14 protein-coding genes are annotated in these 16096 nt (G+C 52.1%); 8 read left to right on the forward strand and 6 right to left on the reverse strand.

Annotated elements, in window-relative coordinates; genetic code table 11:
* Position 1: 1 nt before the first annotated feature.
* Entirely contained in the window at positions 2-1045 is a 1044-nt protein-coding gene (locus tag J1779_RS18195; protein ID WP_217204457.1) for a M48 family metallopeptidase, read from the reverse strand.
* A 3-nt stretch (positions 1046-1048) separates the two neighbouring features.
* Entirely contained in the window at positions 1049-2239 is a 1191-nt protein-coding gene (locus J1779_RS18200) for a YjgN family protein (protein ID WP_217204458.1), read from the reverse strand.
* Positions 2240-2498: 259 nt separating this feature from the next.
* On the opposite strand from J1779_RS18200, the gene J1779_RS18205 reads away from it, so the two are divergent.
* The 4 genes from J1779_RS18205 (at position 2499) to J1779_RS18220 (ending at position 6963) form a co-directional block, all read left to right on the forward strand.
* Positions 2499-3002 carry a GNAT family N-acetyltransferase gene (locus J1779_RS18205; RefSeq protein WP_122094377.1) on the forward strand — a complete coding sequence of 168 codons (504 nt, stop codon included), beginning with the start codon at positions 2499-2501 and terminating at the stop codon, positions 3000-3002.
* Positions 3003-3045: 43 nt separating this feature from the next.
* Complete coding sequence (locus J1779_RS18210) at positions 3046-3786, forward strand: MurR/RpiR family transcriptional regulator (protein ID WP_136375479.1); 741 nt, start codon at positions 3046-3048, stop codon at positions 3784-3786.
* 146 nt (positions 3787-3932) lie between these two features.
* Positions 3933-5465 carry a PTS transporter subunit EIIC gene (locus J1779_RS18215; protein WP_056776524.1) on the forward strand — a complete coding sequence of 511 codons (1533 nt, stop codon included), beginning with the start codon at positions 3933-3935 and terminating at the stop codon, positions 5463-5465.
* Positions 5466-5529: 64 nt separating this feature from the next.
* Entirely contained in the window at positions 5530-6963 is a 1434-nt protein-coding gene (locus J1779_RS18220; RefSeq protein WP_183848428.1) for a 6-phospho-beta-glucosidase, read from the forward strand.
* A gap of 40 nt (positions 6964-7003) precedes the next feature.
* Here the strand turns inward: J1779_RS18220 and J1779_RS18225 are convergent, their stop codons facing one another.
* The 3 genes from J1779_RS18225 to rraB form a co-directional block, all read right to left on the reverse strand.
* Positions 7004-8563, reverse strand: a complete 1560-nt coding sequence (locus J1779_RS18225) for a glycoside hydrolase family 43 protein (protein ID WP_217204459.1) — start codon at positions 8561-8563, stop codon at positions 7004-7006.
* A gap of 13 nt (positions 8564-8576) precedes the next feature.
* Entirely contained in the window at positions 8577-10007 is a 1431-nt protein-coding gene (locus J1779_RS18230) for a glycoside-pentoside-hexuronide (GPH):cation symporter (protein ID WP_056776514.1), read from the reverse strand.
* Between the two features lie 218 nt (positions 10008-10225).
* Complete coding sequence (rraB, locus tag J1779_RS18235; RefSeq protein WP_056776511.1) at positions 10226-10651, reverse strand: ribonuclease E inhibitor RraB; 426 nt, start codon at positions 10649-10651, stop codon at positions 10226-10228.
* A 168-nt stretch (positions 10652-10819) separates the two neighbouring features.
* Here rraB and argF point away from each other — a divergent pair, with 168 nt between their 5' ends.
* Both argF and J1779_RS18245 read left to right on the forward strand, forming a co-directional pair.
* Entirely contained in the window at positions 10820-11827 is a 1008-nt protein-coding gene (gene argF, locus J1779_RS18240) for an ornithine carbamoyltransferase (RefSeq protein ID WP_217204460.1), read from the forward strand.
* Positions 11828-12000: 173 nt separating this feature from the next.
* The gene (locus J1779_RS18245; protein ID WP_183848422.1) at positions 12001-13788 is read left to right on the forward strand and encodes a sugar phosphorylase; all 1788 of its coding nucleotides are present in this window, start codon (positions 12001-12003) and stop codon (positions 13786-13788) included.
* Here J1779_RS18245 and J1779_RS18250 read toward each other — a convergent pair.
* A complete protein-coding gene (locus J1779_RS18250) occupies positions 13785-14255 on the reverse strand; it encodes a NanQ anomerase/TabA/YiaL family protein (RefSeq protein ID WP_217204461.1) in 471 nt (156 codons plus the stop codon). The genes J1779_RS18245 and J1779_RS18250 overlap by 4 nt on opposite strands.
* A gap of 414 nt (positions 14256-14669) precedes the next feature.
* Here J1779_RS18250 and pyrB point away from each other — a divergent pair, with 414 nt between their 5' ends.
* Together pyrB and pyrI are read left to right on the forward strand one after the other, a co-directional pair.
* Positions 14670-15605 carry an aspartate carbamoyltransferase gene (gene pyrB / locus J1779_RS18255; protein ID WP_217204462.1) on the forward strand — a complete coding sequence of 312 codons (936 nt, stop codon included), beginning with the start codon at positions 14670-14672 and terminating at the stop codon, positions 15603-15605.
* An 18-nt stretch (positions 15606-15623) separates the two neighbouring features.
* Positions 15624-16088, forward strand: coding sequence for an aspartate carbamoyltransferase regulatory subunit (gene pyrI / locus J1779_RS18260; RefSeq protein WP_056776493.1), 465 nt, complete (start codon positions 15624-15626; stop codon positions 16086-16088).
* Positions 16089-16096 lie beyond the last annotated feature (8 nt).

Below are 16096 nucleotides of genomic sequence, written 5' to 3' on the forward strand. Positions count from 1 at the left end.
TTTATGGGCGGGGAAACTCGTGTTTATCCGCTTCCCTGATATGTTCAATCCGTGATTGCATCGCCGGGTGCGTACTCAGCCAGTCCGGCAACGTGCTGTCGTGGATTTCTTCATTCTGCGACTGCGCTGAGAGCAACATATAAATTTGCGCCATTTGCGCCAGCGACCGCCCTTCCCGCTTCATCTCTGCGATCGCCCAGTCATCCGCCTCGCGCTCCATGCTGCGCGAAAACTGCAATTCATTGGCAAGTGACGCCGTCTGAAGCAGCGTATCACCGATACCGCTGACATCTCCGGTCATCCACAGGAGCGTGAGTGACACCAGTGAAGAGCGCACCAGCATGCGCATCGGATGACGATAAGCATGATGAGCCATTTCATGCAGCATGACTGCCGCCAGCGCATCATCCCCGGGGCTGAGTTCCACCAGCTTATCGCTGAGGATCAGCGTGCCATCCGCCAGCATAAACGCATTAGCGGTATCAGGAATATTCATCAGTTTCAGGCTGACCGGCGTTCGGTCATCGCGCAATGACGGCGGAGTCACCTGCCGGAACAGCGCCTGAAGAGCGCTCTGCCGGACATCGGGCAGCGCCGATGCCTGAAAATCACTGGCTTTCAGAAGCGTCATCGTATGACGACCAAGGTTCTGCTCAATGGTGGTCGGAATTCGCAGCGCAATGGCATGACTGGCCCAGGGTAATAAACCGTAGACATAAAAGATAATCAGCAGGCAGGTCGACAGCAGCGCAAGGATGACACCGCGCTTGTGGCTTTCCATACGATAAACCCAGCCCGGCTTTCGATGCTGCGACAACCAGTGACGAAACGCCGCGTCACCGGAAGGCACAAAACGGCTGCCGTCGGGGAATGTGAGGAATAAAGGGATAGTGCCGAGCGCGTCAGAAACATCAATATCACGCAGCGAAAATCGAATCTGCGATTCCGGCGTGTCCAGCGTCAGCTGCTGTCCTTCTTCTAAAAAGAGGCGGGCAGCCTCACGCGCTGCCCGTCCCGGAGGCTGATAAAAGCCTTCAATGATCATGCATTACATACCGACGCCAAGATCAAACGCCTGTGCAACTTCTTCGGCAACGGCGGTGTTAACAGAATCGCTGTGTGCCTGCACATCCAGCAGTGATAAATCGCCAGAAACAGCGGTCGATGCGGCGATGTAACGCGCCATACGCACATGCGCCACCGGCGTCGCCAGACCCAGTGAGAACACCACAATCAGCGCATTAGTCAACAGAAGCCCCAGGTAGGAGAGGGTTTTCATCGAGGAATGCAGCTTAACCCCGTTGCCAATCCGTGTCTGGTTAAAGACGTAATTACGGATAGCCACGACCTGATAACTGGCAACCACCAGGGAACCCACCAGCAGAATGACGATGGCAAGGAAGAAACCAAACAGATTGCCCATCAGCATCGCACTGGCCATTTCATCAGACATACCGCCCATCAGAGCCATCTGATACAGGGTGGTGATAAACGATCCCATCAGCCAGAAGGCGAAGATAAGGAATGGCAGGAATAATAAAATGCCCAGCAGGCTGTATTTAATAAATGCGGCTTTCTTTAATTCGGCACTGAATGCCGTCTTTCCAAAGAACATATTATTAACGTACAGGTCGTGGGTCATGGCGCTGATAATCCCCTGAACGGCAGCAATACCAGGGACTAAGGCGACAGCCACCAGCACCACGCTCAGTATTATTGCACTGATACTGGCTGTCTGAACTGCAATCAGAACGATGGCCACAATCGGAATATACAACGCCAGCATCAGCAGGATCGGACACAGGTACAGGGTCCAGTAAGCGCGCCCTGTTTTGCAGTGATAATTAAAACGTACACCACGGTAGCTGGTCATGATCGCATTGTAGCGCCAGCTGCGAATAATCACCCACGGCAGCAAGGCGAAAAAGGCCAGCACGAACAATAACGCCAGATGCGGCATTATTGCCGCCAGAATATAAAAGACAATGATCCCTGCAATCACCAGCAAACGGCCTTTCAATATTTGAATTGGCTTTGCGTGATAATCAAAACGATCACCGTTTATTTCAGTATTACCCAGAAAATAACGACGACGGCGCACTGTCGCCCATGCAGAATAAATCCCTAATGTGACAATGGTCAGTAATGCATTAACCAGCCAGATTGCGAAATATTCTCCGCCCTTACCATGAAAACGGACCTGATGCAGGTTGTCGTTGTGTTGATTATTATCAGACATTTTTATCTTTCGTCCTGAAAGGAATGAGAAACCGTCTCTCCTGTAATTAAGAAAGAGGCGTAGTGCTTTACATAACGATGAAGATTTAATCACGCTCCGGTACAAGGAGGCAACGAATTCTTTACAATTCAGATGAAAAAGACTCTCATTTGCGTTAAGGAATATGTCGCAGAGGGGACGGCAGCGTTGCGCCCACCCGCCCTTAAATGGTATTAAAACGGTCTGTATGATTGCCGATTATTGAAACTGAGTGAGTAACATGACGACCACCTTTCCTGTCAGCGTGCTGGTGCGCCCGATCCGCCCTGAAGATAATGCCGCTATCGCTAACGTGATCCGCCACGTTTCTGCCGAATTTGGCCTGACGGCTGACAAAGGCTATACCGTCGCTGATCCGAATTTAGATCATCTGTATGAAAGCTACAGCCAGCCGCGCTGTGCTTATTGGGTGGTGGAACTCGATGGCGTGGTGGCCGGTGGTGGCGGTATGGCGCCGCTGTCAGGTGCAGAGGACGATTTGTGCGAGTTGCAGAAGATGTACTTCATGCCTTCTTTGCGCGGCCAGGGTCTGGCAAAACGTCTGGCATTACAGGCCATCGATCATGCGCGTCAGCAAGGGTTTGCCCGCTGCTATCTGGAAACCACCGCCAGCCTGACTCAGGCCATTGCCCTTTATGAACGCCTCGGCTTCCAGCACATTGATGGCGCAATGGGGAATACAGGTCACGTCGATTGCGAAGTGACGATGTTAAAATACCTCTGACACCGCTTTCGTTCTTTAATCGATCTTTGCAAACAGGCGCCTCATGTTCACACACAAAGCCATTTCCGCGTTAAATGAACTGGAACTGACGGTCTATAACTACATCGTCAAAAATGGCGACAAAGTGATGTACATGACTATCCGCGAACTGGCGGATGCCGCAGGCGTGTCTACCACCACTGTTTTGCGCTTTTGTAAAAAGATGGATTGCGACGGTTACTCAGAATTTCGTATCCGTTTTAAGCTGTTTTTAGAACATGAAGAAAAGCCGCCGGTTTCTTTTGGAATCAGTGAAATTATCAGCTATTTCAAAAGTATTAATAACAGCGAGTTTGATGAATTATTAGATCAGGCCGCAAAACAAATATCTGATGCCCAGCGCATTATATTTGTGGGCGTGGGAACGTCAGGATCACTCGGGAAATACAGCGCGCGTTTTTTCTCTAATGTTGGGAAATTCAGCACCTTTATTGACGACCCTTATTTCCCGATCAACAGCGATATGTATAAAGATGCCATCGCCATTATTCTTTCTGTTTCCGGTGAAACGGAAGAAGTGCTGCGCTTTGCCACACAGTTCAGCCAGCACAATTGCAAGATCATCAGCCTGACCAACAGCGAGAACTCCACGCTGGCGCGCATGGCAGACCTCAACATCTCTTACCACATGCCGCAAATCGTTCTTGAAGGCCAATATAATATTACTACGCAGATCCCGGTACTTTATATTATTGAAACTATCGGCAAGAAACTTCCGTTAATAAAACGTGACGCAGCGCAATGAAAAAACAGGGTGTTTTTATGTTGTGACATATTCCTAATCATGTTTTTTGTTATATCGTGACTTCATCCTTTCTTTTGCTACACTCCTGCCAGCGATTAAAAAAATAAAACTCATCTCTGTACACCCCGGCAGGAGAATAATAAATAATGGCCATTGATTACGCACAAACAGCCCAGGATATTGTTAAATATATCGGCGGCAATGCTAATGTGATTAGCATCACACATTGCGCGACTCGTTTACGTTTTGTTCTGAAAGATAATAAAGCCGTCGATAAAGAAGAATTAAAACGTGTAAAAGGCGTGATCACAGTGATTGAGGCCGGTGGCCAGATGCAGGTGGTGATCGGCAACCACGTCAGCGATGCCTATAAACAGGTATTACAACTGATCGACATCGATGAAAACGCACCTGTTTCAGCGCCAAACGTCGGTATCGTCAGCCGGGTTATGGACGTCATCTCCAGCATTTTTACTCCGTTCCTTTATCAGCTCGCCGCCTGCGGTATTTTACAGGGGATTATCTCCTTCCTTGCCGCTGTCGGGATTATGGATGCGAACAGCGGCACCTACCGTATTCTCAACTTTGTGTCGTGGACGGCGTTTACTTTCCTGCCGGTGATGATTGCCTTCACCGCCGCCAAAAAATTCAACGTGAACCCTTTCACCGCCGTGATTACGGCCTGTGCGCTGATCAGCCCTGATTACATGAACATGCTGACGGCGTTCAAGATCACCTCAATCAACTCCGCTGACCCGGCCATGCAGCAACTGATGCGCGAAGCGGTGAGCAACCCTGATATCGCCAACATTCTGCAAAACGTGGTCGGCATTCCGGTTTCTGCACCGACGCTGGATTTCCTCGGTATTCCGGTGAAATATCTGAGTTACACCGCCTCCGTTATCCCGATCATTCTGATGGTCTGGGCGATGTCGTACATCGAGCACTTCTTTAATAAAGTGCTGCCGGTGGTTATCCGTAACCTGTTCACCCCCATGTTCTGTATCGCCATTATGGTGCCGATGACCCTGCTGGTGTTCGGCCCGGTCGGTAACATGATCGGTGGCGCGATCGGCGGCGTTTATAATTATCTCTATCACCTCAGCCCGATCATTGCCGGTTTCGTGGTCGGCGCCTTCTGGCAACCGCTGGTCACGCTGGGCGTTCACTGGGGCATTACGCCGGTGACCGTCGGCAACTACGCGACCTTGGGTTATGACACCTTTACCGGCCTGCAGGCTTCCGCCGTCTTCGCGATGACCGGCAGCATGTTCGGCGTGTACCTGAAAACCCGCAGCCGTGAAATGAAAGGCATCTCGCTCTCCGCCGGCGTGACCGGTCTGTTTGGCATCACCGAACCGGCCATTTACGGTGTGGCGCTGCGCCTGAAAAAACCGTTCCTGTGCAGCTGCGTTGCGGGCGGTATCGGCGGCGCGATAGCCGGTTCCTTTAATGCGGTGTCATGGAGCTACTGCCTGCCGGGTATCGCCGTGCTGCCGGTGTTCTTTAAAGAAGGCCATATGCCGCAGTTCCTTGGCTTCCTGCTGTCGATAAGCGTGGCCTTTGTTCTCGGTGCGCTCTTCACCTGGCTGGTCGGCTTCAAAGACGAGCCCGATGTGGTAGCCACCAAAAAGGTACAGGCTGAATCCCGGCGTGCCGCGCAGGCGGAAATGAATTAAATCTGACATTACGATCTACAGGGCAGAAGCAATCTGCCCTCATCAAGTATCCAGGGAGAATCAAATGAGTCATCAGTTACCGAAAGATTTCTTGTGGGGCGGCGCGGTAGCGGCGCATCAGGTTGAAGGCGGCTGGAACAAAGGCGGCAAAGGCATCAGCATCTGCGACGTGCTTTCCGGCGGCGCACATGGCGTTGACCGCGTGATGACCGACGGCGTGCTGGAGGGTTACAGTTATCCAAACCACGAAGCCGTCGATTTCTACTCGCACTACAAAGAAGATATCGCGCTGTTCGCTGAGATGGGCTTCAAATGCTTCCGCACCTCGATTGCGTGGACGCGCATCTTCCCGAACGGTGACGAATTACAGCCTAACGAAGCCGGTCTGCAATTCTACGATGATATGTTTGATGAACTACTCAAACACAATATCGAGCCGGTCATTACCCTTTCTCACTTTGAGATGCCGTGGCATCTGGTGAAAGAATATGGCGGCTGGAAAAACCGTCAGGTGGTGGATTTCTTTGTGCGTTTCAGCCAGGTGGTCATGGAGCGTTACAAAGGCAAGGTCAAATACTGGATGACCTTCAACGAGATCAACAACCAGCGCAACTGGAAGTACCCGTTGTTCGGTTATTGCTGCTCCGGCGTGGTGTTTACCGAGCAGGAAAATCCGGAAGAAACTATGTATCAGGTGCTGCATCATCAGTTCGTTGCCAGTGCCAAAGTGGTCAAACTCGGCCATGCCATTAATCCTGATTTCAAAATCGGCTGCATGATCGCCATGGTGCCGCTTTATCCGTTCTCCTGCCATCCGGACGACGTGATGTATTCCGTCGAAGCGATGCACGAACGGTTCCTGTTCAGCGACGTGCATATGCGCGGTTATTACCCGGCATATGCGCTGAAAGAGTGGGAACGTCGCGGTTTCAATATCAAAATGGAAGACGGCGATCTTCAGGCGCTGCGCGACGGCTGTGCCGATTACATCGGCCTGAGCTATTACATGAGCAACGCAATTTCGGCACACAACCCGAGCGACGATAACGGCCTGTCCGGCTTTGCGGGCAGCGTGCCGAATCCACATGTGAAGGCATCCGACTGGGGCTGGCAGATTGATCCTGTCGGTCTGCGTTACACCCTGAATATCTTGTACGAACGTTATCAGAAGCCGCTGTTTATCGTCGAAAATGGCTTTGGCGCAATCGACAAAGCCGGTGAAGACGGCGTCATTCACGACGATTACCGTATCGCCTATCTGAAAGCGCACATCGTGCAGATGAAAAAAGCCGTGCTGGAAGATGGCGTGGATCTGATGGGCTACACGCCGTGGGGCTGCATCGACTGCGTGTCGTTCACCACTGGCCAGTACAGCAAACGTTACGGCTTCATTCACGTCGATAAAAACGACGACGGCACCGGCACGATGGCGCGCTCTAAAAAAGAGAGCTTCGGCTGGTATCAGAAAGTGATTGGCAGTAACGGTGAAGTGCTTTAAGAAGAGAACAGCCAGCTCCCGCGAGCTGGCTTTTTTATGGCTATCGGGCGCTCATCGAAAAATAGGCAAACTCGCCGTAGCCCGCATCAGCATTGACTGCAGAGGCTGCCGAGTAAAGGCCAATTTTCGCCCCCACCCATTTCCCTGCTGAAATTGAAAATTGAGGTTCAACAGCTTTCCACTCTTCCGTTTCGACCTGCCTGAAGGAAAAATGACAAACGCCACGTGACAATACATCCGCCCTGATGAACACCGCCCCATGACCAGTGAGCGTTGCCAGCACGGTTCTTTTCTGGCTCAGAACGCCTTTATCGCTCATCCACCCGAAATCGAACACCAGCACCCACCCGCCATTCTGCTGACACACCGAAACCGCTCCGTATCTCTCGCCATACACAATTAAACCGCTTTGCTCACCGTCATGGTTAAAATGCGGTATCAGACGGGTGGTCACCGTGAATTCAGGGGCGGAGAGTTTCTGCAAAAGCAGTTGCGGCGTGTCATACAAAGCCCGTTCGCCATAAGGCTGGCAGGCCAGTTTCAGGCCAGTCGTCGACGGGATTATCCAGTCTGGCTGCGGGTTCGCTTGCCACTGCCATTGCAGGCCAAAGCGCCCGTCGGCAAAACTGTCCGACGTTTGCGGAACGTATCGCATCCCCTGAGCGTATGCAGCAGGTTTTGTGTACACCGATACCGGCTGCCCCAGCCCTTCGGCATTGATTTCTTCGCCGATCTCCGGCCAGTCATCGCCATTCCAGCGCATCGGTTGCAGGTGCACTATCCGGCCATTGTGTGCGGCATCCTGAAAATGAACAAACCAGCATTCGCCGTTTTTCAGTTCCACCCAGCCGCCCTGGTGAGGGCCATTCACGGTCGTGGTGCCCTGATGTAAAACATCGCGCGCCTCAAACGGGCCGCTCAACTGGCGGGAGCGTAATACGGTCTGCCAGCCACTTTCAACGCCGCCGGCAGGGGCAAAAATATAATACCAGCCATGACGCCGGTAGACTTTTGGCCCTTCGATAGTCGGATGGGAAACCGCGCCATCGAAAATGATTTTACCCTCATCGAGCAGGGACGTGGCGTCCGGGGACATTTCGCAAAGCTGTAGCTGATGCTTGATGCCGGAACGACTGTAGGCGAATGCATGAACCAGCCAAGCCCGTCCTTCGTCATCCCAGAACGGACAAGGGTCAATCCAGCCTTTCACCGCTTTAATACACTGCGGCTCGCTCCATTCTTTGGCCGGGTCTTCGGCATAAGACATAAAAATGCCTTCATCGGGCATGCTGTAAAACACCCAAAAAAGCCCGTTGTGATAACGAATACTCGGCGCCCAGATCCCTTTACCAGGCTGCATGTTGTCGTATGCCGGCGAGTTAATCCGCTGCACGACGTGATTAATGATTTTCCAGTTCACCAGATCGGTTGAATGAAGAACGGGCAGGCCCGGAATATGGTTAAAACTCGAGGCCACCATATAAATATCGTCGCCCACACAAACGATATCCGGGTCCGAATAATCCGCATGCAAAACAGGATTCTGATAACGCCCGTCACTCAAATCTGCGCACCAGCCAGCGTGGTTAATCTTCTCCATATTCATCTCCCCCTTATTTAACCGCCATCACAGGCGCCAGATTACCGGCTGCGTTTTCCTGCTCGCGGGCAATATCACCGCTGCGTTTCGCCAGATCCGTCTGAATATTTTTCATCGTGGCATCATCGAGTTTGTAGAAGCGGGCAAGGAAATAGAGGATCAGATAGGACACTGAAGGTCCGACAGTCAGCAGACCGATGATGCCAGTGGTTGCCAGCGCGGTTTGGGTTTCTGCACCAGCGTGATAACCGAACCAGCCGAGTGAGAACCCGACGAACGCCCCGGCAAAGGCCATCCCCAGTTTTAACGCGAACAGATTCCCGGAGAAAGAGAGGCCGGTGATCCGCCGCCCTGTTTTCCACTCACCATAATCCGCCGCATTGGCCATCATGTTCCATTTAAACGGCTGGTACATCTGGTGTAAAAAACCAATGATGAAATACAACGGGAAAATCACCGGCAGGAATTTCGGCGGTACGAAAAACATCACAACGCCCGTCAGAACCAGCAGCAGGTTGATATTTTTAAACATCGCCAGCGTGCTGAACCGTTTGGCAAAATACCCCGCCGCCATCGCCCCGAATATCGTGCCGACCACGCTGGTGGTAATAAACGTGCTTTTCATCGCCGTACCGCTGACCAGACTCTGCCCCTTATCCAGCATCAGATACGTCGCGTAATACAACGTGGCGGAACTGCGCATCACTCCGGCCATACTGGAGAAAAAGGTGATAATCGCGACAATACGCCACTGATCGTTCGACAGCAGATTTTTCAAATCACTCATCACCGATACCTGACGGGTATCCTCCGCCGTGATGCGTTCTTTGGTGAAACAAAAACAGAACACCAGCATACACACCGCAATCGCGCCCATCACCGCCATCGTCGCCTGATATCCGGCCTGCTGATTCTCTTTCCCAAAATAATCCACCAGCCACAAAGTACCGACAGAAACCAGTAAACCCGCCAGAGAAGAAATCGTGAACCGGTAGGATTGTGCAGAAAGCCGGTCTTTATCATCCGTGGTAATCACCCCACCCAGCGCGCAGTAAGGAATATTGATAAAGGTGTAACACAGCATCAGCAGAGAATAAGTAATGTAGGCATAAAGCAGTTTTCCGGAATGACCAAAATCAGGCGTGGTGAACGTCATCACCGCCAGCACGGCATAAGGAATGGCAAACCAAATCAGCCACGGACGAAAATGCCCCCAGCGGGTTTTCACGCGGTCCGCAACAATACCGGTGAGCGGATCGCTGACGGCATCCAGAATGCGTGTGACCAGAAACATCACCCCGACCGCTGCCGCGGAAAGCCCGTAGATATCGGTATAAAAGTAGGTCAGAAACATCGTGACGGAGGAATAAACGATCCCGCAAGCGGCGTCTCCCATACCAAAACCAAGTTTTTCTATAACAGACAATTTCTTTACGGCTGCCATAATCTGACTCCACACCATGAGGTAGAATATCTTTCAGAATTGGTATGTTAACTTTTGGCAGGTGCGTTGAATTTAACCATATTTCACTTAGGGTTTATGAAATTTGCTTAATGCGAAGGGAGTCACAAAGGGGGGACTGTCATGCACAAACAAAAAAGGCCACCGTCTCCGGCAGCCTTTTCTTTCTTCATGAATCGAAATTCAGAAGCCTGACTCAATCAATGACGTTTGCCGTCATCATCTTCGTCGATGAAATCTTCGTCTTCGCCTTCTTCACCTTCTTCGTCGTCGTCGCCTTCGAAGTAAGTGCCCCAGCCGTCGTAGTTAACGCCGTTGGTTTCGGCCAGATTCATCAGTTGCTCAACCTGTGCGTCGATAAGCTCTGCATTTAACGCCACTTCGCTAATTACGTCACAGCACATCATGACAGTACCGTCTTCAGCTTCCAGCTCTTCCGGGTCGGAAACTTCATAACCCAGTTTGAAAGCTTCTACGACCGCTTTCTCCAGAACTTCGAACTTTTCTGAAGATAAGTGGTGTTCAATGGTGTAAAGCGCGTCAGGATCGCTGCCATCGTCCAGCAGCTCTTCGATGATTAAGCGAGTTTCTTCACGTTGTTCTTCCAGCAATTCACGGTTTGCCATTTCTCAGTCCTCAATCAATTTGACGTTTGTACGCTATTTTCACACACCATAGAGCGCGCCTCCACTATTAAAGAGAAAGTTTTCTCTGCGGGGTTGTAATTGCATATTCATACATATAAATTGAATTTTAATTCAATCCGAAATGCTTACGCGCTATGGAGCGACATCATGAGTTTGTTGAGTAAACGTCATTTTCTCAGGTTACTGGATTTTACCCCGTCAGAGATTTCGTCCCTGCTGACACTCTCCGCTGAACTGAAAGCGGCAAAGAAAAATGGCACTGAGAAAGCCCGCCTGCAAGGCAAAAACATCGCGCTCATCTTCGAAAAAGACTCAACCCGCACACGATGCTCTTTCGAAGTTGCCGCATATGACCAGGGGGCAAAAGTCACTTATCTCGGCCCCAGTGGCAGCCAGATCGGCCATAAAGAATCGATGAAAGACACCGCTCGCGTATTGGGCCGGATGTACGACGGTATTCAGTATCGTGGCTATGGTCAGGATAAAGTGGAAACGCTGGCGGAATATTCCGGCGTGCCGGTATGGAATGGCTTAACCAATGAATTTCACCCGACACAGCTGCTGGCCGACCTGCTGACCATGCAGGAGCATCTGCCAAATCAGCCGCTCAAAGGGATGCGCCTGGCGTATCTGGGCGACACACGTAACAATATGGGCAACTCGTTGCTGGAAGCTGCCGCGCTGTGCGGGCTGGATTTACGCCTTGTGGCACCGTCAGTATGCTGGCCCGAAGCCGAACTGGTCGCGACCTGTCAACATCTCGCAAATGAAAATGGCGGCACTATCACGCTCACCGAAGACATTGCCACCGGCGTGAAAGACGCGGATTTCCTCTATACCGACGTCTGGGTGTCGATGGGTGAACCGAAAGAGGCCTGGAAGGAGCGCATCAACCTGCTGCGCCCTTATCAGGTGAACAGCGCGATGCTGACGCTGACCGGCAATCCTGACGTGAAATTCCTGCACTGTCTGCCTGCTTTCCATGATGATCAGACCACACTCGGCAAACAAATGGCCGAAGAATACGGTTTGCAGGGCGGTATGGAAGTCACTGACGACGTCTTTGAGTCCCGCCACAGCGTCGTGTTCGATCAGGCGGAAAACCGTCTGCACACCATCAAAGCCGTCATGGTTGCCACACTCGGCACAGAATAAATTCCACGGCATCATCCCGACTTTTTTGCGGATGATGCCGCCTTTTTCCTCCAGAATTCTCCGTTATCCCCCCTTTTGTCGCCACAGCCGGTCATTTTCAACTAACCTTTTTAAAGCGCTTTCGTTTTATCGCCTTTGTCAGAAAAACAGAAATGCAGTGAGAAGGAACCGATATGAGCTCAGTAAATCTTGAGTATGTCCTGCGGCTGGAAAGCCTGTTAAGCAGGATTTACCCCAGGGAACACATCGCCGATCTGCTGAAAAAGATTCTGCATCTCGCCAACAAATGGGATTACGGCAAACACCGCACCACAGGCTGGGTGGACGGTACGAATATTTATCTGATTACCTATGGCGATAATATCCGCCAGGGCGAGCAACCGCCGCTGGCGACGCTGAATCATTTTGCTAACACCTATTTGCGCGACATTATCAGCGACATCCATATTTTGCCGATGTACCCGTACAGCTCGGATGACGGCTTCAGCGTGATCGACTACCGGCGAATCGACGAAAATCTCGGAGGATGGTCTGACATTCACCACCTGTCAGAGAACTTTAATCTGATGTTCGACTGCGTGATTAATCACATCTCGCGTTCAAGCGACTGGATGAAAGGCTATCTGCACGACGATCCCTATTACAAAGGGTATTTCATCGACGCCAACCCTGAACTCGATTACAGCCGCGTTGTGCGCCCGCGCGCTTCGCCGCTGCTCTCTCCCTTTATCAAAGCCGACGGCACCGAGCTGTATCTGTGGACAACCTTCAGCGAAGATCAGGTGGACATTAATTTCAAAAATCCGCAGGTCCTTCTGGAAAGCATCGACGTGCTGCTGCAATACGCGGCCAGCGGCGGGCAGTCGATTCGCCTCGATGCCATCGGGTATATCTGGAAAGAAGCCGGGACCTCCTGTATTCACCTGCCACAGGCGCACAACATCATCAAAGTGTGGCGCACGATTCTGGATGAAGTGATCCCCGGCACGCGGCTGATTACCGAAACCAACGTTCCGCATCACGAAAACATCAGTTATTTCGGTGAAGGCGATGAGGCGCACATGGTGTATCAGTTCCCGCTGCCGCCGCTGACGCTGCATGCATTTTTACGCGAAGACACCACCACACTCACCCGCTGGGCACAGAGCCTGAATGCCGAAGCGCGCTACCCTGACACCACGTATTTCAACTTCCTCGCCAGCCACGACGGGATCGGACTGCGCCCGACAGAAACCTTTCTCAGCGATGAAGAACGCAAATACATGGCGCAGGAAACGCTGCGCAAAGAGGGGCGCGTCTCCTACAAAGACAACGGCGACGGCACCCATTCTCCTTATGAACTGAATATCAATTACCTGAGCGCACTGACCGAACCGGAAGATAGCGTCGAAATGAAAGCGCGCAAGTTCCTGGCGGCGCAGGCGCTGTTGTTGTCGTTCATCGGCGTGCCGGCGATTTATATCCACAGCCTGCTGGGCAGCGAAAACGATCTCGACGGCATGCATCAGTCCGGGATCAACCGGCGCATCAACCGTAAAAAGCTGGATCTGAGTAAAATTGAGGCCGAACTGGAAAAGAAAGACAGTTTGCCCGCGCGGGTTTTCGAGGGCTTACAGGCACTGATAAGGCACCGGCGCGCCCATCCGGCGTTCTCGCCACAGGCTGGTCAGCGGGTGTTTGACCTCGGGAAATCGCTGTTTGCCATGGAACGCTATGATCCGAAAACAGAAGACCGCATAACCTGCGTGTTTAACATCAGCAGCCGTTCACAGGTGCTTAAACTGGCGGTAGAAGGCAAGGATCTGATTGGCGGGGACGTGTTTAACGGGCAGACGCGACTCCAGCCGTGGCAGGTGGTGTGGATCAAACACAAACTGAAAGCGCCAGAACGCCTCGGAAGACTGCGTCGCTGGCGGATGAAATTGTTTAAACGTACTAAACGTCAGCCTGCAGAGCGTTAAGCGGGTAACACGCTGGCGTCCATTTTCACCACGGCTTTGCGCACGTTGGCCGGTTCGCCAACGGCGCACAGCGGTTTATGCACTTCGCCCGGATAAAACACCACGAAATCGCCGGTCTGCATGACCATGGTTTTTTCCTGTTCACCGGCAGCCAGAAACGCGATGTCCTTGTCGGCCAGCCAGTCGGTGTCAACGTGCCCTGCCGGTAAGTTGCTGAAAGTCATGCCTTCAGTCCCATTGAGGATAATCTGAATATCCAGATAACGCGCATGAAACTCGGCGCGGCGTTCTGCCTGAGGTGCCGTTGAATCATTGGAAATCAGCACGAAAACGTCATCGCCACAGATATCGTGTTTACCCAGCGGGGTATCGGCGTTGATGTTCTGTTTGACGAATTCGATCGCTTCTCGCAGCGCGGCAGGCAGATAGGGGACTAAATGTAACTGATGAATATTACCGGTAATCATGATTTTCCCTTTGCTGTAGTAAAAATGAAATGATGTTTCAATGTGGGAACATGATAATGCACTCTTGCCCTGCGCCCCTTGATCCAGTTAACACTTTTTGCCTGCGGATCCGGCCACAGCCAAACGTTTGCCTGCGGGCGATTTTCCGCTTGATGTCGCCGGTTACGCGCGTATAATGCGCCACAATTTGCCGGGAGAACCCATGAACATTTGCCACGTTTTGCGCTCAGACGATCGACCAGACACCGTGCCATCAGGCAGCCCGCTGCCGTTGTTCTTCCGTTGTATTGCTGGTCAGCGTTCAGTTGATCAAAAAGAAAGGCCCCTCATTGCAGGGGCTTTTTTTTGTCCGAAATTTGAGTGTGCAGCCACTGCAGGCACATCTTTTAAGCACAAAGAAACAGGAGAATGACGATGGCGAATCCGTTGTATCTAAAAGACATCATTTCAATTAACGATCTCAGCCGCGAGGAGCTCGAGCTGGTGCTCGACACCGCCGCCAGCCTGAAAGCCAGTCCGCAGCCTGAATTGTTGAAACACAAAGTCATCGCCAGCTGTTTCTTTGAAGCTTCCACCCGCACGCGCCTGTCGTTTGAAGCCTCCGTTCACCGCCTCGGTGCGTCGGTGGTCGGGTTCTCGGACAGCAGCAACACGTCGCTTGGCAAAAAAGGCGAGACGCTGGCCGACACTATTTCGGTGATCAGCACCTACGTCGATGCCATTGTGATGCGCCATCCGCAGGAAGGCGCGGCGCGTCTGGCCACTGAATTCTCCGGCAACATTCCGGTACTGAACGCCGGTGACGGTGCAAATCAGCATCCGACCCAAACCCTGCTGGACTTGTTCACCATTCAGGAAACACAGGGCCGCCTGGATAACATCAACATCGCCATGGTCGGCGACCTGAAATATGGCCGCACGGTGCATTCCCTGGCGCAGGCGCTGGCGAAATTTAACGGCAACCGTTTCTACTTTATCGCCCCGGACGCACTGGCGATGCCGGGCTACATTCTGGCGCTGCTGGAAGAGAAAGGGATTGAATACAGCCTGCATAGCAGCATCGAGGAGGTCGTGCCGGACATCGATATTCTGTACATGACCCGCGTGCAGAAAGAGCGTCTTGACCCGTCTGAGTACGCCAATGTGAAGGCGCAGTTTGTGTTACGCGCCGCCGATCTGACCCATGCTCAGCCGCATCTGAAAGTGCTGCATCCGCTGCCGCGTATTGATGAGATCACGCCGGATGTCGATAAAACGCCTTACGCCTGGTATTTCCAGCAGGCCGGAAACGGCATTTTTGCGCGCCAGGCGTTGCTGGCACTGGTGCTGAACGCAGACACTGCCCAATAAACTTGAGGAGAAACGATCATGACTCACGACAATAAACTTCAGGTTGAAGCGATCAAATGCGGTACGGTGATCGACCATATTCCCGCGCAGGTCGGGTTTAAGCTGCTGTCTCTGTTCAAATTTACCCAGACGGAACAACGCGTCACCGTCGGCCTGAACCTGCCGTCCGGCGAACTTGGCCGCAAAGACATCATCAAAATCGAGAATACATTTCTGACCGACGAGCAGGTCAATCAGCTGGCGGTGTACGCCCCGCGCGCGACGGTAAATCGCATTGATGATTATGAAGTGGTGAAGAAACTGATGCCGACGCTGCCGGACCGGATTGTGGGCGTTTTACGCTGCCCGAACGGCAACTGCATCAGCCGCTTTGAGCCGGTGGATTCCAGTTTTGCGGTGAAACAGCGTGCCGACGGCGTGCACCTGAAATGTAAGTATTGCGAGAAAGAGTTTGAGCACCAGGTGGTGCTGAACAACGATTAACCCTTTAT

It is taken from the genome of Rahnella rivi (assembly GCF_019049655.1).
Classification (GTDB): domain Bacteria; phylum Pseudomonadota; class Gammaproteobacteria; order Enterobacterales; family Enterobacteriaceae; genus Rahnella; species Rahnella rivi.